The organism is Promicromonospora sp. AC04, assembly GCF_003058225.1.
GTDB lineage: Bacteria > Actinomycetota > Actinomycetes > Actinomycetales > Cellulomonadaceae > Promicromonospora.
On record NZ_QBUG01000002.1, the window covers coordinates 74,434 to 96,115 of the forward strand.

Here is a 21,682-nt window from a genome sequence, read left to right on the forward strand (position 1 = left end):
TCCGGTGCTCGTGACTGGCTCGGACTGTCGATCGCTGGACGCGATATATCGCGTTGACCTCAGACACGATATATCGCGTTCCCGAAGCCGGCAACCCCTTTTGCCGCGCGGACCCCGTGACGCGACCGCCCCGTGATCTGTGGGACCATGGAGCGATTCAGTCCGTCACCTGTCAGGAGACACAGATGAGCAAGCGCGGTCGCAAGCGCCGTAGCCGTGCCGGCAAGGCAGCGAACCACGGCAAGCGTCCCAACACCTGAGCCGGCTCGAGCGTCCGTCAGGACCGCGAGCCGCCCAGCTGGGCACACGAAAGGGCCGGAACCCTATGGGTCCCGGCCCTTCGTCATGCCCGGTGTCCTGTTGCTACGCCGTCACTCGGCTACCGACATCACCGTCAGCTGCTCGTGGATGCGTATCCGCAGCGTGTCCGGCGCGCGCTCGCTGCACGACCGGCGTACCAGCTGCTTCACGAGGTCCTCGACGCTCAGCTCCGCCAGGCACGGCGAGCAGTGGGCGACGTGTGCGCGCATGCGCTGCTCGTCGTCCGGCGTCATCTCGGAGTCCAGGTACTCGTACAGGTGCTTGAGTGCGTGCTCGCACTCGGACTCCCCCGCGGTGTCGTGCGGGATGGGTTCGACGTTGTTCACTGCGCACCTCCGGGCGCCTGGCTGACGAGTCCTCGCTGCGCGGCGTAGTCGGCGAGGAGCTCACGCAGCTGCCGGCGTCCGCGGTGGAGTCGGGACATCACGGTCCCGATGGGAGTCCCCATGATCTCCGCGATCTCCTTGTAGGGGAAGCCTTCGACGTCGGCGTAGTAGACGACCATCCGACGGTCCTCCGGGAGCTCGGCGAGCGCCCGCTTCACATCGCTGTCCGGGAGCCGGTCCAGCGCCTCGGCCTCGGCCGAGCGCAGCCCGCGCGACGTGTGCGACGCCGCCCGCGCGATCTGCCAGTCCTCGACGTCCTCGGTCTGGGACTGCTGCGGCTCGCGCTGCTTCTTGCGGTAGCTGTTGATGAACGTGTTCGTCAGGATGCGGTACAGCCATGCCTTCAGGTTGGTGCCCGGCCGGTACTGGTGGAACGCGGCGAACGCCTTGGCGAACGTCTCCTGCACCAGGTCCTCGGCGTCCGCGGGGTTACGCGTCATGCGCAGCGCCGCGGAGTAGAGCTGGTCGAGGTACTGGAGGGCGTCCCGCTCGAAGCGCGCGGCACGGGCCGTCGCGTCCTCCTCCTGCGGGGATCGCTCGGTGCCCTCCTCTTCGCCGGCGATCTCGTCGCTGGTCGCCTGGCTGCCGGTGGCCCGTTCGCCGGTGACCGGGCTGTCGACGGCCGGGCTCGTGCGCTCGATGGTGCTCTCGGCCGCGGTCGCTTCCGTGGTCCCGACAACACCCTCGCTCGCGTTCTTGCCGGGGCGCGCCCCGGCATCGGCGCCGACGGTGTCGCCGCCGGTGCCCTGGTTCTGCTCGCGGGAAGTGTCAGTCATCGCACTTGAGCCTAGCCGCGTCGGCCATCCGGTGTTCGCCAGGGCCGCCGACAGAGCATCCGCGGTGGACTTCGCCGAGTCCGCACCGGTGTCCAGCAGATGCGCCGGGACCGCTCCGAACATCAGGGGAGCGCCCTGCGCGGCCGCCGTCGGGCTCGCTGCCCCCGCCACCGGATCGGTCAGCGCGCCCGTGGCCGGGCTTGTCACTGCACTCGCTACTGCGTTTGTCACCGTACCGATCACCGTGTTCTTCACCGCATCCTTCTCGAGGCATCGCTCCACGTCCGGTTCAACCCTTGCCCGCGGCGTCGAATTCCCGGTGTGTCGGGGGCCATGCGTGCTCCTGCCTTGTCCCTGGGGTTCTCGCCGGGCCTACCGCTGGGGGCCGCCGTCACCTGTGCGCCATTCCGCACCGGCATCCTGCTGCATCGATCGCCCTCATCTGCCAAGGTGGAGGCATGCTGCTTCGACACATCGCGCGACCCCTGCTGGCCTCATCGTTCATCTACGACGGACTGCAGGCTGCCCGGAAGCCGAGCGAGCACGTGGCCGCCGCGAAGACGGGCTCCGCCCTGGCCACCCAGGCGCTCGGGGCGGAACCGCTCAGCGAGAAGCAGGTCACCGCGCTCGTGCGCGCGCACGGGGTGGCGACCGCCACCGCCGGCGTGCTGCTCGCGCTCGGGAAGGCGCCCCGCGCGTCCGCCGTCGCGCTGGCGCTGCTCACGCTGCCGCTCGCCGTGGTGAACCAGCCCTTCACCGCCCCCAAGGAGGAGCGCGGCCCGCGCACGGACCGGTTCCTGCGCAACCTCGCCGCCGTGGGCGCGGCGCTCATCGCGGGCGCGGACCTCGAGGGCCGGCCCGGCCTGACGTGGCGCGTCCAGCAGGCGCGTGCGGCGCGCGCGGACGCGAAGGCGGCCGCCGCCGAGGCGTGACCCGCCCGCAACGGACGAGCAGTGTCACCACGGGCCACTCGGGTGGCCCGTGCGTCTGACACGGAGCGGCCGCTCCGGTGCGGTCCGCGATAATCTCGGCACATGACTTCCTCCACCACCGCGCCCGCACCGACATGGGAGGCGCCGCTCGCCGGCGCCCCGCTGGACGCGACGGTCGAGATACCGGGCAGCAAGTCGCTCACCAACCGGCTCCTGGTGCTCGCCGCCCTCGCGGACGCCCCCGGCACCCTGCGCGGGGCCCTGCGCAGCCGGGACGCCGACCTCATGATCGGCGCGCTGCGCGCGCTCGGCGCGCACATCGAGGAGGGCGACCACCCGAGCACGCTGCACGTGACGCCCGGACCGGTCACCGGCGGCACCGAGGTCGACACCGGGCTGGCCGGCACGGTGATGCGGTTCCTGCCGCCCTTCGCGGCCCTCGCCGACGGCCCGGTCCGGTTCGACGGCGACCCCGAGGCCCGTGTCCGCCCGATGCTGCCGGTACTCGCCGCGCTGAGCGCGCTCGGCGTCACCGTGCACGACCGTTCGGCGGGCCCGACCGGCTCGGGCACTGCGGACCTGCCGACCCACCTCCCCTTCACGGTGGAGGGCCGGGGCGGAGTGCGGGGCGGCGCCGTCGACGTCGACGCCTCCGGGTCCTCCCAGTTCGTGTCCGGGCTCCTGCTCGCCGCGCCGCGCTTCGAGCGCGGCCTCACGCTGCGACACATCGGCGCGACGCTGCCGAGCCTGCCGCACATCGAGATGACGGTCGCCACGCTGCGCGACGCCGGCGTCGTCGTCGACGACTCCCGTGACGGCATGTGGGACGTCTCCCCCGGTCCCATCGCCGGCCGCGACGTCCGCGTCGAGCCCGACCTGTCCAACGCCGCACCGTTCCTCGCGTCCGCGCTGGTGGCGGGCGGCACCGTCCGCGTCCCCGGCTGGCCGACGCTGACCACCCAGCCCGGCGCCATGGTCCCCGAGCTGCTGGAGCGCATGGGCGGCACGTTCACCCTGGCCGACGGCGTGCTGAGCGTCACCGGCACGGGCGAGGTGCACGGGATCGACGTCGACCTGCACGCCGGCGGCGAGCTCGCGCCGACGTTCGCGGCGCTGGCCGCGCTGGCCGACTCCCCGTCCAGGCTGCGCGGGATCGCGCACCTCCGGGGCCACGAGACCGACCGCCTGGCCGCGCTGGCCCGCGAGATCACCCGGCTCGGCGGGCAGGCGGAGGAGACCCGCGACGGCCTGGTCATCACCCCGCGGCCGCTGCGCGGCGACGTCGTGCGCACGTATGCCGACCACCGGATGGCGACGTCCGCCGCGCTGCTCGGCCTGCGCGTGCCCGGGGTGCTGGTGGAGAACGTCGGCACCACGGCCAAGACCCTGCCTGACTTCACCGGCATGTGGCTGGGCATGCTCGGCTCGGCCGCCTGATGGGCGCTCGCTGATGGGACGCGTCCGATGAGGCCGGCCTGATGGGCCGGCGTGACGTCCGCGACGAGTCGGACTTCCATTCCCGGCCGTCCAAGCGCGGCTCACGCCCCCGGACCAAGCAGCGTCCGGAGCACTCCGACGCCGTGACCGGCCTCGTCACGGGCGTGGACCGCGGGCGCTACACGCTCCTCGTCGGGGGCGTGGCGGGCGGCGTGGCGGACGGCACGGCGGGCGGCGCGGCGGGCAAAGCGCCGGACGGCGTGGCGGGCAAGTCTCCGGGCAGAGCGGTGGGCAAGACCGCCGGCAAAGCGCCAGGCACGACTGCCGGCAGCGCGTCCGACGAGACGATAGTGACCGCGATGAAGGCGCGGGAGCTCACCCGGACGCGCGTGGTCGTGGGCGACCGGGTCGACGTCGTAGGCGACGTCTCCGGCGGGGAGGGATCGCTCGCGCGCATCGTGCGCATCCAGGAACGCACCTCCACGCTGCGCCGCACCGCCGACGACACGGACCCGTACGAGCGAATAGTCGTCGCCAACGCGGACCAGCTCGTCATCGTGACGGCGCTGGCCCAGCCCGAGCCCCGCACCGGCATGATCGACCGCTGCGTGGTGGCCGCCTACGACGCCGGGATGTCGGTGCTGCTCTGCCTGACGAAGGCCGACCTCGCCTCCCCCGACGTGCTCCGCGAGCTCTACGAGCCGCTGGGGGTAGAGGTCGTGGTGACGCGGCGGGCGCCGTCCGATGGCGAGGCTGACGACGCGGCCGACGGCGCGAACAGCGCAGGCGAGACGGCCGGTGGTATGGCCCTGGCGCCCGAGTCCGTCGAGGAGGTTCGGGACCGGCTGCGCGGCCTCGTGTCAGTGCTGGTGGGCCACTCCGGCGTGGGCAAGTCGACACTGATCAACGCCCTGGTGCCCGAGGCCATGCGCGCCACCGGGGTCGTCAACGACGTGACGGGCCGGGGCCGGCACACCTCGACGTCGGCGGTGGCGCTGCGGCTGCCCGTGGCGGAGACGTTCGACGGCTGGGTGGTCGACACGCCAGGCGTGCGCTCGTTCGGGCTGGCTCACGTCGAGGTAGGGCACCTGCTGCACGCGTTCGAGGACCTCGACGAGGTGGCACAGGAGTGCCCGCGCGGCTGCACGCACCTCGCGGACGCCCCGGACTGCGCCCTCGACGACTGGATCGAGGCCTCCCCGGAGGACGAACGGCCGGCCCGCGCGGCCCGGCTGACGTCGTTCCGCCGCCTGCTCTCCTCCAGAACGGGCTCGGACGCCTGACGAGGACACGCTCGGACGCCAGACCGCGCCGCGAACCGCAAGTTGATGCTTCATCGGACCGGCGAACGGCGTCGAACCGCAACCTGCACGTCCACCCGGGCGCCGAACCGCAAGAAGTTCGTCCATCGGCCCCAAGTTGATGGTTCATCGGACCGGCCGGCGGCGTCGAACCGCAAGAAGTTCGTCCATAGGCCCCGCGAGCGGCGTCGAACCGCAACCTGCTGGTCAGCCCAGTCACCGAACCGCAAGTCGGTGGTCATCCCAGGCGCCCAACCGCAACTTGCTCGTCGATATGACGCCCAATGGACGCGCAGCCTTCGGTTCGGCGCCCGGATCGAACATCGGCTTGCGGTTCGGCGTCGCCGGGCCGGGTCGGGTCGGGCGGACGCTGCCGGCCTCTGGCACTGGCCGGCGCCCGATCGTCAATGCGCGCGAGACTCGAGCCAGCGGGCCCGCGCAGCTCACACCGGGTTTCTGTCCACGTCAGACTGTGCGTGTGACTGACGAACTCAGCGCGGCGCCCGTAGCGGGCAGCACCACGCGCTTCGGCGCGGTGGACGTGCAGTACCTGGACGACGGCGGGGCGCGGGCCGCGCTGGTCGTCGCCGAGGACCCGGCATTCGCCGCCGTGGTGGACGAGCGCACAGTGCTCGTCGAGCAGGTGGCGGAGTACCGGCCCGGAAGGTTCTACGAGCGCGAGCTGCCACCGCTGCGGCAGGTGCTGTCCGGCGTCTTGCCCTTGGACCTGCTGATCGTGGACGGATACGTGGACCTCGACCCCGCCGGGAGCCCCGGGCTGGGTGCACACGTTGCCGACGCCGGCCTGGCGCCCGTGGTGCTCGGCGTCGCCAAGACCCGGTTCCGGGCCGCGACGCACGCCGCCGAGGTGCTGCGCGGGCAGTCCGCCAGGCCGCTGTACGTCACGGCGTCGGGGATGGCGCTCGACGCCGCAGCGGATCTGGTGCGAGAGATGGCGGGCGACGCCCGGTTCCCCGATGCGCTCCGACGTGTGGACCGGCTGGCCCGCGGCGCGACGCCAGCCGCACCTGAACCGCGGCGCGACGACGGCCGCCCCTGAACCGCGGCGCGACGCCAGCCGCACCTAAGCCGCAGCGCGACGCCGGCCGCCCTGAGCGGGCGCCGGCGCGAGCCTCAGAACAAGCACCAGATCAAGCACCGCGCTGAGCAGCCCGACCGGGCCGCCCAATCGGCCTACCGCCGCCGGCTCACGGCTGGAGGAACATCCAGCGGTGGCCCTCCACGTCCTCCGCCCGGTACAGCCTGCCGTACGGTTCCTCCTCGATCTTCGAGAGCAGCCCGGCGCCGGCCGCCTGCGCACGGGCGTAGTGGGCGTCGACGTCGGCCACGTGGACCAGGACGCCGTCGATCACCCAGGGTGTCGACAGCCAGGCGTCCGCCGCCGCGCAGTGCCGACGATGCGCGGTGGGCCCTTCGTAGGACGCGAGCTCGGAGAGCATCACGCGCCCGCCTCCGGCGTGGAGCTCGCCGTGGGAGAGGTGGCCGTCGTCGTCCAGCCAGCGCTCCGCCTCGGTGAAGCCGAACGCCTCGATGAGCCAGTCCATGGCGGCGACGCCGTCCTGGTAGGACAGCATGGGAATCACTGCGGGTTCTGCCACGACAGCTGGTTCAGGCAGGACTGTGGGTTCAGGCATGTGACAGACCTCCTCGCTTTCGAACAACTGTACGAGTTTTTTCAGGATCTGTCGAGCGCGGAACCGCTACACGACCTGGAAGCCGAACAGCTCGACGGCCCACGGGTCCAGCCGCCCGGCGGACGGGCCGCCGTCGTCGGCCCCCTCGCCGCTGAAGCCGAAGAACTCGCGGAGGGCGTGGTCGCCCAGGACCAGCGGATGGAACGGGAACGGATAGGCGTCGCCTCCCGGGCCGGGATGCTGCCCCGCCCAGAACGGCTCCTCGAAGGCGAGCCGCTCCCCCGTGTTCTCCAGGACGCCGTCGTCCGGCGACAGGCTCAGCGACCGGACGAGCGTGCCGTCCCGCCACACCGCGAAGGCGAACCAGTCCACCGCGCTGTGCATCGCGTGCAGGTACAGGGTGCGGCCAACGCTCGCATCGACCAGGTGCGCGGGTAGCCGGGAGGGTCGGTCGAGCATCAGCGCCTGGTCGCACAGGATGTCCACCTCCGGCGTCGAGAGCGCACACGCCCGGCCCTCCGGCGGGAACACGGCGTCGCCGAGGTCCCACGGCTCCTCGCCGTCCGGCCGGATCCGCGCTGGTGGCCACAGCAGCGCGAGCAGCTCGGCCGCGCTCGCCTCGTCCGCGAACTCGGCAGCCCCCTCCAGCCCTGTCGCCACGTCTCCGTCCGCGTACACCAGCATCGCGGTCTTCACTCCCACACGTCCCCCTCGTTGCTCGCCGACAGGCTAGCGAGACCCTACCGACGCGCATCTCGAACGGCGGAGCGACGGCCAAGATCACCCGATCGCTCTCGGCCCTCGCGACCAGCCGGTCCACGGCATCCGCCGTGAGAATGCGCTCCAGGATGAGCCCGGACGCCGCCGAGCGCCTCGGTCGAGGAACCACCACGGCCCTCCCGGACGTCCGGCACGGCCGAGACGTTCGGCAGGCAGGCCGCCCACGACGAACAGCAATGACCCTAGGGTGGCCACCAGGACACGACGTGCCACACGAAGAGACAAGGCAGGATCGCTCATGACCACTGTCGGACTTCTCGGCGCCGGCGGAATCGCCGGCGCCCACATCGCCGGCTGGCTCCAGCTCGGGGTGGACGTCGTCGTCCACAGCCGGGAGGGCGCACCGAAGCTGGTCGCCCGGTACGGCGGACGGGTCGCCTCGTCGCTGGACGACCTGCTCGCCCAGTGCGACATCGTCGACGTCTGCACCCCGACGTTCACGCACCGGGCGCTGGTGGAGGCCGCGGCCGCGGCCGGTCGTGACGTGGTGTGCGAGAAGCCCTTCGCGCTCACCGTCGAGGACACGGAGGCGATGATCGCCGCGTGCGCGGACGCCGGCGTCGCCCTCTACCCGGCCCACGTGGTGCGGTACTTCCCCGAGCACGTGGCGGTGCACGACGCCGTCGAGCGCGGCGACCTGGGGACGGTCGCCGTGCAGCGCTACGACCGCCAGGGCACCATGCCGGTCTCCCCCTGGTTCCTCGACGACGAGCTCTCGGGCGGGATCGTCACGGACCTGATGATTCACGACATCGACTTCGCACGGTGGAACGCGGGACCCGTTGCGTCCCTGCGTGCGGTGCGTTCCGTGCCGGACGAGTCGGGCACGGTCGCGGCCCAGCTCGTCCTCACCCACGCCTCGGGCAGCGTGAGCAGCATCGGCGGGGTCTGGTCTGCCCGGCCGGTGGCCTTCCGCACCCGCTTCGAGGTGGCCGGGACCGGCGGGGTGCTGCGGTACGACTCCACCACCAACCCCACGACCTGGGTCAACGGGGGCGCGGCGGCGGGAGCCGACGGTTATGCGCCGAAGGCGACGCTCGGCGAGAGCCCGTACGTGACCGAGCTGCGGGAGTTCCTCGCGGCGATCCACGGTGGCCCGCAGCCCCGCGTCACCGCCGCCGACGGGCTCGCGGCCGTCCGCATAGTGGATGCCGCGCGCCGCTCCCTCGCCCTGGGCGAGGTCGTCAACCTGGACACCAGCCTCGACACCACCCTGGAGGGAGCACGATGAAGGTCGCCCTGATGTCGTTCGCGCACACGCACGCCCTCGGGTACGCACGCCTGCTCGCTGCGATGCCCGGCGTCGAGCTGCTCACCTCCGACCCGGACGCCGTCACGCGCCCGGCCGGCGAGTCCGGCGGCGCCGCGCTGGCCGCGGAGCTCGGCGTCGACTACGTGGACACCTACGACGAGCTGCTGGCCTGGGGTCCGGACGCCGTCGTCGTCTGCTCCGAGAACACACGCCACCGCGCGCACGTCGAGGCCGCGGCCGCGGCGGGCGCGGCGGTGCTCTGCGAGAAGCCGCTGGCGACGTCGGTCGCCGACGCCGAGGCGATGGTCGCCGCCTGCGCGACCGCGGGCGTGCCGCTGATGGTCGCGTTCCCGGTCCGCTTCTCCCCCGCGTTCACCGACCTCGCCGATCAGTACCGGGCGGGCGCGCTCGGCAAGGTCCACGCGATCACCGGCACGAACAACGGCCAGGTGCCCGCGGCGCGGGCCTGGTTCACCGATCCCGTGCTGGCGGGCGGGGGCGCGATGACCGACCACACGGTGCACCTCGCCGACCTGGTCGACGCCCTGCTCAGCGGCGTGCCCGCCGTGCGTGTGCACGCCACGGCCAACAACCTGCTGCACCCGGACGCCGCGGTGGAGACGGCGGGCATCGTCACGGTCACCTACGCGGACGGCACCAACCTCACCATCGACTGCAGCTGGTCGCGCCCGGCCTCGCACTCGATCTGGGGCGGCCTGACGCTCTCCGTGGTGTCCGACGCCGGCCTGGTCGACGTCGACCCGTTCGCGCCCCGGGTCTCCGGCTGGTCGGAGTCCGCCGCCAACGAGCTGGCGCTCGGCTACGGGCCGGACCTCGACGAGGCACTCCTGGTGACGTTCCTGGACGCGGTGCGCACCGGGGCGACGCCCCAGCCGGACGGCCACGTGGGAGTCCGCACCACCGCGATCGTCGAGGCTGCCTACCGGTCGTGGCGCGAGGGCCGCGCGGTCGACGTGGACCCGGCCGGGCGACCGGCGTCGGCGGGCGTATGAGGGTCACGCCGCCGCGTCGGCCACGCCGTCGCCTGATCGGCGGCAGACTGAGCACATGCGCATCTACGTGCCCGCCACGCTCGACGAGCTCGACGCCGTCACCCACGCCACCGACGCGACCCGCTGGACCGTAGCCCCGCGCCGCGCGCACGCCGTCACGAAGGACCTCGAGGCCGCCCTGCCCGACGAGGACGCCGAGGGCCTCGAGTACATCGCCGCGCTCAATGCCGCCGACGACTCCCTTGCGCTGATCGCCGGCCGTCCCGATGCCCCGCACCAGCGCGTGATCATCACGGTGGAGGTCCCGGACGCGGCGATCGGCCTTGTCTCGGAGGCATCGGACGACGACGAGCCGGTCGCCTCCGAGATCCAGGTGACCAGCACCGTCGAGCACGTCGCGATCATCTGCGTGCACGTCGACGAGGTGGAGGCGGCCGCAGACATCGCGGACGTGCTCGCCGCCGCGGACGAGGAGAGCGATGCCGAGGCGACGGCGGAGGTCGGCGAGGAGTCGGAGACCGCTCTCGACGAGGCGCTGCAGCGCGTCACCGACCGCGACCTGCTCTGGTACGACTGGAGCGAGCTGAAGGACGTCCCCCGCGCCTGAGAACGCGGCGGGCGCAGGGCCCCGCCCGGCCCGGCCCGGCCCGGCCCGGGGAAGGCTCGCAGAGGGCACAGCGCCTGATCAGGACAGGAAGTCGAGCGCTTCCTTGTGCAGCTTGCCGTTGGTAGCGATCGCGTTGCCGCCCCACGGTCCGGGCTTGCCCTCGAGCGACGTGAAGGTGCCGCCGGCCTCGGTGACGATCGGCACGAGCGCGGCCATGTCGTACACCTCGAGCTCGGGCTCGGCGGCGATGTCGACGCCGCCGTCGGCCACCAGCATGTACGACCAGAAGTCGCCGAACCCGCGGGTACGCGCGCACGCCCGCGTCAGGTTGAGGAACCCGTCGAGCTTGCCGCGCTCCTCCCAGCCGCCGAGGGACGCGTAGCTGAACGACGCGTCGGCCACGCGCGAGATCCCGGAGACCGACATGCGCGACGCGGCGGCCAACGACTTGCCCGTCCACGCGCCCGAGCCCTTCGCGGCCCACCAGCGCCGGCCCAGTGCTGGCGCGCTGACCAGGCCCACGACCACCTCTTCGCCGTCGGCCAGGGCGATCAGCGTGGCCCAGACGGGGACTCCGCGCACGAAGTTCTTGGTGCCGTCGATCGGGTCGATGATCCAGCGGCGCGCGCCGTTGCCGGCGGAGCCGTACTCCTCCCCGACTATCGCGTCGCGAGTGCGGGCGCGGGCGAGCTGGCCGCGGATGAAGTCCTCGGCCGCGCGGTCGGCGTCGGACACCGGCGTCAGGTCCGGCTTGGTCTCCACCTTGAGGTCCAGCGCCCGGAAGCGGGACATGGTGATGGAATCGACCTGGTCGGCGATCACGTGCGCCAGACGCAGGTCGTCGGCGTAGTTGTCCTTCGTCACGGCGGCCACGGGCACAACCTAGCGCCGGATGTCACAGTTATGTCGCCAAGCCGCGCCGGTCGGGCGGATTGTTACGCGGGAAGTCCCTGCTCGGGGTCGAAGCGGCTCCGGGCGGGTGCGGTCAGACGGCCGCAGGCACCTGCTCCCGGACCCGGGCGGCGAGCCCCTCGAACGCGGCCCGCGCCGGCGATCCCGGCGCGCACTCCGCGAGCGCCCGCCCCGCCAGCAGCGCGGCGTCGAGCCCGGCGGGGTCGTCCGGCACGAGGTGCAAGTCGTCGACGCCCCCGTAGCGTGCGAGCGCGTCGCGCACCTGGGCCTCGGCCCGCCGTCCGACGACGGCGGCGCGCACCCGGTTCACCACCACGAGGCGCGCGGCGGCGACCGGGACCGCGACCTCGCGCAGGTCCTCCAGGCCGCGCACCAGGCGCTGGAGGCCAACGGGGTCGGCCCCGCCGACCACCACGACGACGTCCGCCGCCGCCAGGGCGCTCAGGGTCGCGCCGTTACGCTGCGGCGCGCGCGTGTCGTACATGAGGTCCTCGTCGGTCTCGAGCACCGAACCGCAGTCGACCACGGTCCAGGACGCGAGCTCGCGGCACCGCTGGAACACCACGTCGAGCGAGCTGGCCGGCAGCTCGGGCCAGCGCGACGCGCGCGTGATGCCAGTCAGTACGCGCACGCCCGGCAGCACGACCGGGCTGTGCCCGGCCAGGGTCACGACGTCGAGCACACCCTGCCCGGCCGCGCGGGCTGCGGCGGCCAGGCCGGGGGCGTCGTCGAGCAGCCCGAGGCGGGAGGTCACCGAGGAGGCGTAGGTGTCGGCGTCGGCCAGGAGCACCGTGCTCGATCCTTGGGGCCCCGAGCCGTTGGGCCCCGAACCGCGTGGCCTCGAACCGGCCCGCGGAACTGCGGGGCGTGACCGGCGCAGCAGGCCGGACTGGCGCAGCAGGCCGGAACGGCGCGGCGGCGCGGCACCCACCCCCGCGAGGGCTGCGGCGAGCTCGATCGCGGTGGTGGTCCGGCCGGGCGACCCCGCCGGTCCCCAGACGGCGATGACGGTGCCCGGCCGGGCGCCGAGGTCGGGCTCCGCCGAGGCCACGGGCTCGCCGGTCTCCGGGGCGTCGCCGCGAATCGCGGCAACCAGGTTCTCCGCGTCCCCGCCCGCGACGACGGCGTCGCAGCCCAGCCCCCCGAGCCGTTCCGCCGGCGCGGCCGGATCCTCGATCGCGACCACCCGCAGGCCCGCTCGGCGCAGCCTCGCCACCGCGTCGCGGTCCAGCCCGGGCAGGTCCCCCGAGACGACGGCGGCCGTGCCGGCTCCGGCCTCGGCCGCCGCCAGGAGCTCGGTGAGCTCCGCGCACCGCCGGGCCACGGTCACCTGCGGCTGTGCGCCGAGCACGGTAACGGCTGCCGCTTCCTCCTCGGGCACCTGCACCGCGACCAGGACGGTGACCACCCGCTCGTCGCTCATCGGACGCCGCCCGCCACGGGCACGACGGCGACGGTGCCGGCGTCCGAGAGCGCGGCCAGCACGGTCGGCAGCACGTCGGTCGGGACGAGCACGTGCAGCGTGACGGTGCCGTCCACGACTATCGCGCCGTCCTCGGCGTCGACCTGCTCGACCACCACGTTCTTGGCGAGCGTGCTCGGGTCCGGTTCGTCGGCACCCGCCTCCGGCGTGACCGGCGCGTCCGGCACGAACCACAGGTCCACCACCGCGCCGGCCCGGATCCGGTCCGAGAGGCCCGAGGCGACGGGCACGGCGACGGACCGGACGTCGGCGCCCGCGCCGAGGGCCGTGAGCGGGACCAGCTCGCCGTCGTCCACCACGCGGAGCACCACCAGGTCGGTCGGCAGCGGCTCGTCGGCGGGAAGGTAGCGGCTCGTCCCGGCACCGAGCCGGACGTCGACGGCGCGGACCAGGTCGGCGGTGAGGGGCTCGCCGGGAGTCAGGGCGCCGTCCGCCACGAAGACCGGGACCATGCGGCTCGCCGCCGAGACCACCCACGAACCGAACGCGACCGACAGCGCGACGATGACGACACCGGTCAGGAGCCGCGGGTCGCGCCAGCGGGGTCGGCGCAGCCGGGTCGCGGCCGGTTCGGGAAGGCCCTGACCCGGGTCGGTGCGCGCTGGGGCGGCCGGGGCATACGTCATCTCTCGGTCCTTCCGCGTACTTTCGTAGACTTTGGGTAGACCTTCGACTACAAGTGAAGGGCGAACCCACACAGAATGGTGCACAGCCTGGGCAGAGCGCCGGAACCATAGTGATCGAACGTCGCTGATCCGGCATCAGATAAACACTTCTTGTGGATAACCCCCTCATGTCGGTGTCTCGTGCCACACTGTTCCCATGGAAAAGCGCTTTCTCTCTCTGGCCGATGTGGTCGAGACCCTGAACATCTCGATGGCCCAGGGCTATGCACTGGTTCGGACCGGCGACCTTCCCGCCATCCAGGTGGGCCCTAAGAAGGTCTGGCGCGTCGAAGCAGCCGAGCTCGAGTCATACATCGAGCGTATGTACGCAAAGAGCCGTGAGCGGCTCAAGGGTTCCGCGGCCACGGACGGCTGAAAGGCCTCACCGCACACCGACGGGACCGGCGCACTCCAAGCGGAGTGACACCGGTCCCGCTCTCCATTTGCCGGGTTTTCTCGACGCCTTCAGGGCGCCTCGCTCACGACGAGCAAGGCCGTGAACGGGACCAGCCGAGTTCCGCGATCATCGAGCACGTCGATGTCCAGGTGGTCACGGCCGACCCGCCCGATCCGGCCGCCCACGGCGCCGCTCAGCGTGCGCACCGTGACACGCGCCCGATCACGCTGGAGGGTCCGCAGCACCGGCCCCAGCCCGAGCGTGTCCCGCCGCGACGTCGCGGACGCCGCTTGACGGGCAAGGCCGCGCACGCCCGCCACCGCGCCCAACGGCACGAGGTGCTGGCTTGCCGGTTCGGGCCGGACCCCCTGCAGCAGCACCCACTCGTCCGCCACCTCCCGCACGACGCCGCGCAACGGTGCGCCGTCGAGCAGCTCGAGCGTGACCACCGTCCCGACCGCGGCGCGGAACCGGTCCGCGAGCGTCATCGTCGCGTGCTCGGCACGCGTCATCTCGGACACGAGCGCGTCGGCCTCGGCCGCTGACTGCGCGCGAGCCTGCGCCTCGAGATCGCTGAAGAGCGACTCCCAGCGCGTAGGACTGGCCGGGTGCAGGGACGTCATGGACACAACCATGCGCTATCCACAGGCATCTCGCCCCCCGGTAGACACCCTGTCGACACCGATGTTGAATATCGATCGCCGGACAACATCAACAGGCATCAACATCGCCTGATGGGCTCATCATGTTCGAAATCGGATACTGCAGGGGGAACCATGTCGACCAATGCCCTCAACCACACACCTTCCGCGGGTCGCGTCAGGGATCGCCGGGCGGAGCCTCAGGGAGACCGGCTACCGGCGGGCATCGCAGACACGGCCGAGAACACGACGGAGAACGGGCCGCGGAACACGGCGGGCACCAGGCGCGGGCTCCTCGGACTGCTTGCCGTCGGCGCCGCGCTCACCGCGGCGGCCGGCGCGCTCGGGGCGCGCACGTGGCAGGTCGGCGCGGGCCTCGGCTCGGCGCTCTTCCCGATCGAGGACATCGTCGAGCTCGCCGCGGTCGCCGTCGGCACGGTGGTTGCGGGCTGGGTCGGGCTGCACGCGCTCGTCGCGCTGACGTGCGTCCTTGCGGATCGGCGCGGCGTGCGCTGGGCGGCGGGCGAACGGACCGTGGCGCGGCACGCACCGGCAGTGGTGCGCCGCCTCGCTCGCGTGGCCGCGGGCGCCGGGCTCGGTCTCGCACTCACAACCCCCACGGCGATGGCCCTGCCCGACCCACCCGGAACCCCCGCGGCGGCGGACGCCGGGCCCGCCGTCGTGCTCGACCTCGGCTGGCAGCCGACGAGCCACGAGACGACGGACCGGAAGGCGACCGACCAGCAGAAGACCAGCCAGCAGAAGACCCGTGAGCAGAAGACCGGTGGGAGAGCGACCGATCAGGAACCGCCGGCCAACCGCACACGGAGCCGCTCCGTGTCGCCGCTGCACGATCCCGCACCCGATCGATCGTCGCTGGTAAACCGGGGCGGGCACACGGGATCGGTGCGTGAGCCGCTGGTCGTGGTCGAGTCAGGCGACACCCTGTGGGCGATCGCCGCGGACCAGCTCGCAGCGGACCGGCACGCCACGACACCGGCCACCGCTGGCGACGGCGTCGACCACACCGACACCGCGCCGTCCGACGCCGAGATCGCCGAGGCGGTCGCTCAGTGGCACGACGCCAACCGCCGGGTGCTGGGCACGAACCCCGACCTGATCCTTCCGGGCACAGCGCTGCATCGGCCCTGACAGCTCCACCATCCCGACCGGCTCCCGATCCGCATCGTCCCCAGGAGATCCCGCGTGACCACACTCGACGTCCCGCCCGAGACCGCACCCGCGCGGCCCCGTCCCGACACCCCGGCCCCGGCCCCGGCGCAACTCGCCATCGGCACGGCGCCGCGCACCACCAGCAGCACGGTGACGCCGACCCGGCGGCCTGTCACACCGCCGGTCGGACCCGTCACCGGGCCGGGGATCGGTCAGCGGCTGCGGCGCATGCGGATCGGCGGCACGCCGTACCCCGAGCTGCAGAACGCGGCCGCGGCCCTCGAAGCACTGTCCGGACGCCCGGTACCCGAGCCGGACCCCACCCTGCCCGACCCCACCGCGCAGGTGTGCCGCGTGGTCCGCGCCGCCGTGGAGGTGCTCCGCGGCGAGCGTCCCGCGGCTCAGCTCGCGCGCTGGGTCACGCCGCAGGTCTACGACCAGCTGCTGGAACGAGGCCGGCTCATGCGGGAGGCCCGGCAGGTGCGGCCGCCTCGGCCCAAGGCGCATGCGGCGGTGGTCCGGCGCGTGCGGATGGTCCGGCTGGGCGCGACGTCGGCGGAGGCGACTGTGATCCTGCACGACGAGGGCCGGGTGCGCGCCGCCGCGGTCCGGCTGGAGGCGCGGCGGGGAGTCTGGCGGGTAGCGGTCCTGGAGATCGGCTGAGCAGCTTCGGCCGGGCACGGATCCGCGCCGGCTACGCCCACTCGACGATCAGGTCGGCGGCGTCCCGGGTGGTCGCGATGACGTCCGCGTTGCGCTGGTCGGAACCACGCGCCCACGCCTCGGCGTCGGACGGAGGCTTGCCGAAGGCCCGATGGCGCGCGACGAGGCGCCGCAGGCGCTCGGCGTCGGGCAGGTCGATGTACCAGACCTCTGCCATCCGGGCGCGGGCCGCGGGCCAGGCGCCGCCGGGGGCGAGGAGGTAGTTGCCCTCCGTGATCACCAGGGGCTCGTCGGTGACGGCGGTGCCGGCCGCTATCGGCTCCTCGATCTCGCGGCGGAACTCCGGCGCGTAGACGGGCGGGCTGCCCGGCCGACGGTCCGCGATCCGGTCGATCAGGGCGGCGTAACCGGCGTCGTCGAACGTGTCGATCGCGCCCTTGCGGGCGCGGCTGCCGTGGGCCTCCAGGACCCTGTTCGACAGGTGGAAGCCGTCCATGCCGACCACCACGGCCGTGCCGGACGGGAGGCCCGCGGCAAGGGCGGTGGCCAGCGTCGACTTCCCGGCGCCGGGCGGTCCGGTGATCCCGAGGACACGCGCCCCGCCCGCCCGAGCGGCCTCGGCGGCGAGCCCGGCCGCGCGCTCGACGAGCTCGCCGGTGGTCAGGCGCACGACAGGTGCTCCAGCCAGGAGCGAGGGCCGACGTACTGCACCCGGATGGTCGCGACCCGCACCGCCTCCTCGACCGCGGCCTCCAGGCCGGCGCCTCGGGCGAGCGCCACCGACAGCGCGCCGTGGAAGGCGTCCCCCGCGCCGAGGGTGTCGCGCACGGCGACCGTCGGCACGTCGGTGGATCCGCGCCGGCCGTCCTTGTCGCACCAGGTCACGGGCCCGGGACCGTGCGTCGCGACGACGGCTCGGGACTGCTCGACACCGTCCGGCGCGCGGAAGTCCGCGGACCGGGCCGTGACGTCCGCCGAGCCGAGGAGGTCGGCGAAGACCGGGCGCCACCGGCCGGCGTCGAGCACGATCAGGGGGCGGGGTTCGAGGGACTTCGCGTACGCGAGCACGCTCCTGGCCAGGTCGGGATGGTGGCCGTCGAGCAGGACGACGTCGGGCCGGGGCAGAGCGTCGAGGGCTGCGTGCGTGACGTCGAAGCCGGCGGCGAGGGCAGCGTCGGGCGAGACCACCGACCTGTCGCCGGTCTCCTGGTCGACCATCACGGCCGACACGGCGAGGGGAATCTCGCGCCCCTCCGCCGCGTCGAGGATCTCCACGCCGTGGCGCTCCAGGTCGCCCCGTGCGGCCGAGGCAACCGGACCCGAACCCATCGCGCTGATCAGCAGCGCCCGCGCCCCGAGCGTCGCGGCCGTGACCGCGGCGTTTGCCGCGGGACCGCCCGCCGACACGTCCTGACGGACAGCCGTGACCTTCTGGTTGGGCCCCGGCCGGACGGCGCTGCGATGGATCACATCCAGCGTCGCCAAACCAGCAAACCAGCAGGTCACAGGCAGTTTTTGATGAGCTTCGGCTGGAGCGTCGGACATGTGCAGAGGCTACCTTTGAAACCGAGTGTCAGAGACCGGGCATACCGCGCAAACATGACGACGACCAGGCCGACCATACCTCCGCGGCGCCGCTGACACCCGTAAAGAGCTCGGCGCTCGCCGTCCTTGGGGGTCCCGCCGGTGGGCAACGTCATTGCCCACCGGCGGAGCCTCTCAGTAGACCTGGTCCGCGTAGACGCGCAGCACGTCCCGAACGAACGTCGCCCCTTCGGTGCCGCCGTAGTTCGCGGCGAACCGCTCGTCCGCGACGTACATGTCGGCCAGGCCGAGCAGGTAGCCCCGGTCGGGGCGACCCTGCTCGTGGCCGGGCGTGCCGGGGACGGCGACGAGCCACTCGGCGTGCCGGGCGGCAATCGCCTGTGCCTCGTCCGAAGCCGGGTCCAGGCCCGCCTCCGCCGCGTCGGTCCAGGCCTTGATCAGCGTTTCCAGCCGCGCCTTCCATTGCTGCTGCCCCTGCTCACCAAGCCCGCGCCACCACGCGTCGCTCTTCTGGTACGCGTCGCGGCCCCAGCGCTCGGTCACCTCCTGCTCGTACTGCGTGTGGTCAAAACCGTCGAACATGTCCTTCGCCATGATGTCCTCCTTCGTGTCCGGGTCCTTCTCGAGAGCTGCGACGGTCCGTTCGACCGACGCGATCTGCCGCGCCAGCCGGTCCTGCTCCGCCCGCAACGAGACGAGATGGGTGCGTAGCGCCTCCGCCTCGCCCTGGTCGGTGTCGAGCACCTCGGCGATGTCGCCGAGACCGAGCCCGAGGTCGCGCAGCAGCAGGATCCGCTGCAGCCGCACCAGCGCGGTGCGGTCGTAGCGGCGCGGGCCGCTCGCCGTCGTCCGGGCGGCGGGCAGCAGCCCGACGGCGTCGTAGTGGCGCAGCGTCCGGCTCGTGACGCCGGTCAGCCGCGCTATCTCCTGGATGGACCATTGCATGTGCACCACGGTAGAGGTTGACGCCGCGTCAACTTCAACCCCTATTTTTCAACGGGCGCGCGGCGCTGGCGATGACCACCTGTGGATAACGGCCCGGCGGCAGCCAGCGGGGTAATACTGAGCCGCATGACATCATCAAACGAGATCATCCCGGATCAACCGCTAGTCGACGACGCCGCGCTGCTCGCCTTCGCAAACTTCCTGCACGACGACGTCACGCCCCGCCGCCGCACGCTCTGGTTCGTCATGCTCGACGGCGAGCGCCGTCCGCTGCCGGTGATCGTCCCGGTCGACCACGTGCCGGACGAGCCCGACCCGCACATGGTGAACGACCTGGGCAGCGCCTGGCGCGAGATCCTGCAGGGCGAGCCCGGTGCGTCGATCCTGCTCATGCTCGAGCGGCCCGGCTCGGCGGCGGCTTCGTTCGAGGACCACGCCTGGCGGGTGGCGCTCCGCGCGGCGGCCGCGGAGCACGACCTCGCGGTCGCCGCGTTCTTCCTCGCGACGGTGGACGGCGTCGTGGCCCTGTCCCCCGACTGACCGATCCGCATCGAGATCGTCGCGTGCTGCGTGACCGACGCGCGTCCCCAGGTCGGCGCGGCGCCGTGCGCGGCGTCGGGGGCCCGGTCGATCTCGTCGGCGTCGTCGGCGTCGCCGCGGGCCACCTCGGTGAAGGTCTGGGTTGCAGATAGCTGCAACCGGACCGTGACCTCGCGGCGCAAGCCGCGCGGGCGACGGGACAAATGGACTGCAGAGGACAGATCGGCGGACCGACGAAGCCGGACACGACGAGCCGGGCACCCTGCCCGGACCACCCTGCCCAGACCACGATGAGAGGCGTCCCCATGACCCCCGCACCCGACCGGACCCACCGCACCGCAGGCGCACGACCGCGAGCCGTGCCACCGACGGTGCCACTGATGGTGCCGCTGGCCGCGGCGCTGACCGTGGTGCTGGCACTCACGGGCTGCACCGCCCAGGGCGAGCCGTCAGAGACCACCGTCGACTCGGCGGAGCTGCCGGCTCCGGCCCTGGAGGCGCCCAGCGACACGGAGGCGCTGAGCGGCGCCGAGGCCGCGCCGTTGCTCCCAGGGCCGGCGCAGACCGGCCCCGCGACAGACCAGCGGCAGCTGATCGAGGAGCAGGAGGAGTACGACGACTCCCCCGAGACTCCGTTCCAGGACGTCGCCACGAGCCCGCTGTCCACGTTCTCGGCCGACGTCGACACGGCGTCGTACTCGAACCTGCGCCGCCAGGTGAACCAGGGAGTGGCGCCCGAGGGCGTGCGCATCGAGGAGCTGGTCAACTACTTCGACTACGACTACCCGGCGCCCGACGCCGGTGCGGAGCACCCGTTCTCGGTGTCGACCCAGGTAGCGAGGGCGCCGTGGAACCCGGAACACCAGCTCGCGATGGTGGGCGTGCAGGCCACGGAGGCGATACCGACGTCGGAGGGCAACAACATCGTCTTCCTGCTGGACGTGTCCGGGTCGATGGACGAGCCGAACAAGCTGCCGCTGCTTGCGGAGTCGTTCGCACTCCTGGTGGAGCAGCTCGACGAGGACGACCGGGTGTCGATAGTGACCTACGCGGGCGACAACCAGGTGGTCGCGGACTCGGTGCCGGGTTCGGAGCACGGCGTGCTCGTGGACCACCTGCGGTCGCTGCGCGCCGGCGGGTCCACGGGCGGGGCGGCCGGGCTGCGGACGGCGTACGAGCTGGCCGAGAAGAACTTCGTCGAGGGCGGCAACAACCGGGTGATCCTCGCGACCGACGGCGACTTCAACGTGGGCCCGTCCACGCCCGAGGAGCTCACCGAGCTGATCGAGACCGAGCGCGAGTCCGGGGTCTACCTGTCCGTGCTGGGCTTCGGCATGTACAACCTGAAGGACAACACGATGGAGGCGATCGCCGACCACGGGAACGGCAACTACGCCTACATCGACACCCTTGCCGAGGCGCGCAAGGTCCTGGTCGACGAGTACGGCTCGACCATGTTCGTGGTGGCCAAGGACCTGAAGCTGCAGGTCGAGCTCAACCCGGCCGCCGTCGCCTCCTACCGGCTGATCGGGTACGACAACCGGCGCCTTGAGGACGAGGACTTCGACGACGACACCAAGGACGCGGGCGACGTCGGGGCGGGGCACTCCGTCACCGCGTTCTACGAGCTGGTCCCTGCAGACGCGGACGGCGACGACACCTCGGACGACGGCGAGCTGAAGTACTCCGACCGGGAGGTCGGCACGAGCGACGACTTCATGACCGTGCACGTGCGGTACAAGGAGCCGGGCGGCAACGAGACCACCACCGGCACCGCTGCCAGCACCGAGGTCGAGTTCCCCGTCGGCGCCGACGCGTTCACGACGACACCGACGGCGGACTTCGCCTTCGCCTCGGCGGTGGCCGAGCTCGGGCTGATCGCCACGGGCTCCGAGTACAAGGCCGGGGCGAACCTCGACGCGGTCCAAGAGCGGGCGGCTGGCGCCCTGGGCGAGGACCCGTACGGGCTGCGGGCGGAGTTCGTCGACCTGGTGGACGCCTACCGCGGCCTGGCGTGATCTCGACCTTGCTCGGCCTTCTCCACGCCCTGTGATTTCGACGCGGCGCATCGAAAGACATACAGAATGCACGGGAAGTTGTTTTCGACCTGTGGTCGGTCGCGGAATTTTCGGCCGACCGTGATCGCTGCAGAATCACGGACTTCTCCGGGATCTGTCCCGCTTCGAGAATGCCTTTGGTTACCGATCTGGGCGCATTCTGGCGCCCGAGGTCATTCTCGATGCGGACCGATTGACCGA

The 21,682-nt window shown here is 72.6% G+C and carries 24 protein-coding genes; 13 read left to right on the top strand and 11 right to left on the bottom strand.

Features of this window, described 5'->3' with window-relative positions:
• Positions 1–185: 185 nt before the first annotated feature.
• Positions 186–260 (top strand): 50S ribosomal protein bL37, encoded by a 75-nt coding sequence (locus tag C8K30_RS31775; RefSeq protein WP_369939587.1) that lies wholly within the window; start codon positions 186–188, stop codon positions 258–260.
• Positions 261–371: 111 nt separating this feature from the next.
• Here C8K30_RS31775 and rsrA read toward each other — a convergent pair whose 3' ends face one another.
• Positions 372–647 carry a mycothiol system anti-sigma-R factor gene (rsrA, locus tag C8K30_RS05870; protein WP_108491990.1) on the bottom strand — a complete coding sequence of 92 codons (276 nt, stop codon included), beginning with the start codon at positions 645–647 and terminating at the stop codon, positions 372–374.
• Positions 644–1,483, bottom strand: a complete 840-nt coding sequence (locus C8K30_RS05875; RefSeq protein WP_304590803.1) for a sigma-70 family RNA polymerase sigma factor — start codon at positions 1,481–1,483, stop codon at positions 644–646. Before C8K30_RS05875 ends, rsrA begins: the two co-directional genes overlap by 4 nt.
• Before the next feature lie 458 nt (positions 1,484–1,941).
• Between C8K30_RS05875 and C8K30_RS05880 the strand changes: the two genes are divergently transcribed.
• The 4 genes from C8K30_RS05880 (at position 1,942) to C8K30_RS05900 (ending at position 6,213) form a co-directional block, all read left to right on the top strand.
• Positions 1,942–2,415: a DoxX family membrane protein gene (locus C8K30_RS05880; protein ID WP_108491991.1), complete on the top strand. Its 474-nt coding sequence runs from the start codon at positions 1,942–1,944 to the stop codon at positions 2,413–2,415.
• Positions 2,416–2,517: 102 nt separating this feature from the next.
• Entirely contained in the window at positions 2,518–3,852 is a 1,335-nt protein-coding gene (aroA, locus tag C8K30_RS05885) for a 3-phosphoshikimate 1-carboxyvinyltransferase (RefSeq protein WP_108491992.1), read from the top strand.
• Between the two features lie 41 nt (positions 3,853–3,893).
• Positions 3,894–5,135: a ribosome small subunit-dependent GTPase A gene (locus tag C8K30_RS05895; RefSeq protein ID WP_233257010.1), complete on the top strand. Its 1,242-nt coding sequence runs from the start codon at positions 3,894–3,896 to the stop codon at positions 5,133–5,135.
• Between the two features lie 496 nt (positions 5,136–5,631).
• On the top strand, positions 5,632–6,213 hold the full coding sequence (locus tag C8K30_RS05900; RefSeq protein WP_108491993.1) for an endonuclease V: 582 nt from the start codon (positions 5,632–5,634) through the stop codon (positions 6,211–6,213).
• A gap of 148 nt (positions 6,214–6,361) precedes the next feature.
• Here C8K30_RS05900 and C8K30_RS05905 read toward each other — a convergent pair whose 3' ends face one another.
• On the bottom strand, positions 6,362–6,808 hold the full coding sequence (locus C8K30_RS05905) for a VOC family protein (RefSeq protein ID WP_108491994.1): 447 nt from the start codon (positions 6,806–6,808) through the stop codon (positions 6,362–6,364).
• 66 nt (positions 6,809–6,874) lie between these two features.
• Positions 6,875–7,510: a hypothetical protein gene (locus C8K30_RS05910; protein WP_146197366.1), complete on the bottom strand. Its 636-nt coding sequence runs from the start codon at positions 7,508–7,510 to the stop codon at positions 6,875–6,877.
• 316 nt (positions 7,511–7,826) lie between these two features.
• Between C8K30_RS05910 and C8K30_RS05915 the strand changes: the two genes are divergently transcribed.
• Genes C8K30_RS05915 through C8K30_RS05925 form a run of 3 tightly spaced genes read left to right on the top strand, consistent with a single transcriptional unit; the run spans position 7,827 to position 10,460 of the window.
• Positions 7,827–8,819: a Gfo/Idh/MocA family protein gene (locus C8K30_RS05915; RefSeq protein ID WP_108491996.1), complete on the top strand. Its 993-nt coding sequence runs from the start codon at positions 7,827–7,829 to the stop codon at positions 8,817–8,819.
• The gene (locus tag C8K30_RS05920) at positions 8,816–9,853 is read left to right on the top strand and encodes a Gfo/Idh/MocA family protein (RefSeq protein WP_108491997.1); all 1,038 of its coding nucleotides are present in this window, start codon (positions 8,816–8,818) and stop codon (positions 9,851–9,853) included. Before C8K30_RS05915 ends, C8K30_RS05920 begins: the two co-directional genes overlap by 4 nt.
• 55 nt (positions 9,854–9,908) lie before the next feature.
• On the top strand, positions 9,909–10,460 hold the full coding sequence (locus tag C8K30_RS05925; protein ID WP_108491998.1) for a hypothetical protein: 552 nt from the start codon (positions 9,909–9,911) through the stop codon (positions 10,458–10,460).
• Between the two features lie 78 nt (positions 10,461–10,538).
• Here C8K30_RS05925 and hisN read toward each other — a convergent pair whose 3' ends face one another.
• From hisN to C8K30_RS05940, 3 genes are all read right to left on the bottom strand, one after another.
• Positions 10,539–11,339: a histidinol-phosphatase gene (gene hisN / locus C8K30_RS05930; protein WP_199230370.1), complete on the bottom strand. Its 801-nt coding sequence runs from the start codon at positions 11,337–11,339 to the stop codon at positions 10,539–10,541.
• A gap of 106 nt (positions 11,340–11,445) precedes the next feature.
• Positions 11,446–12,795 carry a hypothetical protein gene (locus C8K30_RS05935; RefSeq protein WP_108491999.1) on the bottom strand — a complete coding sequence of 450 codons (1,350 nt, stop codon included), beginning with the start codon at positions 12,793–12,795 and terminating at the stop codon, positions 11,446–11,448.
• Complete coding sequence (locus tag C8K30_RS05940; RefSeq protein WP_108492000.1) at positions 12,792–13,481, bottom strand: hypothetical protein; 690 nt, start codon at positions 13,479–13,481, stop codon at positions 12,792–12,794. Before C8K30_RS05940 ends, C8K30_RS05935 begins: the two co-directional genes overlap by 4 nt.
• A gap of 196 nt (positions 13,482–13,677) precedes the next feature.
• On the opposite strand from C8K30_RS05940, the gene C8K30_RS05945 reads away from it, so the two are divergent.
• A complete protein-coding gene (locus tag C8K30_RS05945; protein ID WP_108492001.1) occupies positions 13,678–13,896 on the top strand; it encodes an AlpA family transcriptional regulator in 219 nt (72 codons plus the stop codon).
• Positions 13,897–13,985: 89 nt separating this feature from the next.
• On the opposite strand, the gene C8K30_RS05950 is transcribed toward C8K30_RS05945, so the two are convergent.
• Entirely contained in the window at positions 13,986–14,540 is a 555-nt protein-coding gene (locus tag C8K30_RS05950; RefSeq protein ID WP_233257011.1) for a hypothetical protein, read from the bottom strand.
• Positions 14,541–14,693: 153 nt separating this feature from the next.
• Between C8K30_RS05950 and C8K30_RS05955 the strand changes: the two genes are divergently transcribed.
• Together C8K30_RS05955 and C8K30_RS05960 are read left to right on the top strand one after the other, a co-directional pair.
• On the top strand, positions 14,694–15,710 hold the full coding sequence (locus C8K30_RS05955) for a hypothetical protein (protein WP_108492002.1): 1,017 nt from the start codon (positions 14,694–14,696) through the stop codon (positions 15,708–15,710).
• 54 nt (positions 15,711–15,764) lie between these two features.
• Entirely contained in the window at positions 15,765–16,394 is a 630-nt protein-coding gene (locus C8K30_RS05960) for an Rv3235 family protein (RefSeq protein WP_233257012.1), read from the top strand.
• A gap of 31 nt (positions 16,395–16,425) precedes the next feature.
• Here C8K30_RS05960 and C8K30_RS05965 read toward each other — a convergent pair whose 3' ends face one another.
• The 3 genes from C8K30_RS05965 to C8K30_RS05975 all read right to left on the bottom strand — a co-directional run bounded on the left by C8K30_RS05965 (position 16,426) and on the right by C8K30_RS05975 (position 18,884).
• Positions 16,426–17,064, bottom strand: coding sequence for a nucleoside/nucleotide kinase family protein (locus C8K30_RS05965; RefSeq protein ID WP_108492003.1), 639 nt, complete (start codon positions 17,062–17,064; stop codon positions 16,426–16,428).
• A complete protein-coding gene (locus C8K30_RS05970; protein ID WP_233257013.1) occupies positions 17,055–17,879 on the bottom strand; it encodes a PfkB family carbohydrate kinase in 825 nt (274 codons plus the stop codon). Before C8K30_RS05970 ends, C8K30_RS05965 begins: the two co-directional genes overlap by 10 nt.
• A gap of 234 nt (positions 17,880–18,113) precedes the next feature.
• Positions 18,114–18,884 carry a MerR family transcriptional regulator gene (locus tag C8K30_RS05975; protein WP_108492541.1) on the bottom strand — a complete coding sequence of 257 codons (771 nt, stop codon included), beginning with the start codon at positions 18,882–18,884 and terminating at the stop codon, positions 18,114–18,116.
• Between the two features lie 126 nt (positions 18,885–19,010).
• Between C8K30_RS05975 and C8K30_RS30925 the strand changes: the two genes are divergently transcribed.
• Together C8K30_RS30925 and C8K30_RS05985 are read left to right on the top strand one after the other, a co-directional pair.
• Positions 19,011–19,424, top strand: coding sequence for a hypothetical protein (locus C8K30_RS30925; protein WP_199230371.1), 414 nt, complete (start codon positions 19,011–19,013; stop codon positions 19,422–19,424).
• Positions 19,425–19,729: 305 nt separating this feature from the next.
• Positions 19,730–21,442 carry a von Willebrand factor type A domain-containing protein gene (locus C8K30_RS05985; protein WP_108492006.1) on the top strand — a complete coding sequence of 571 codons (1,713 nt, stop codon included), beginning with the start codon at positions 19,730–19,732 and terminating at the stop codon, positions 21,440–21,442.
• Positions 21,443–21,682 lie beyond the last annotated feature (240 nt).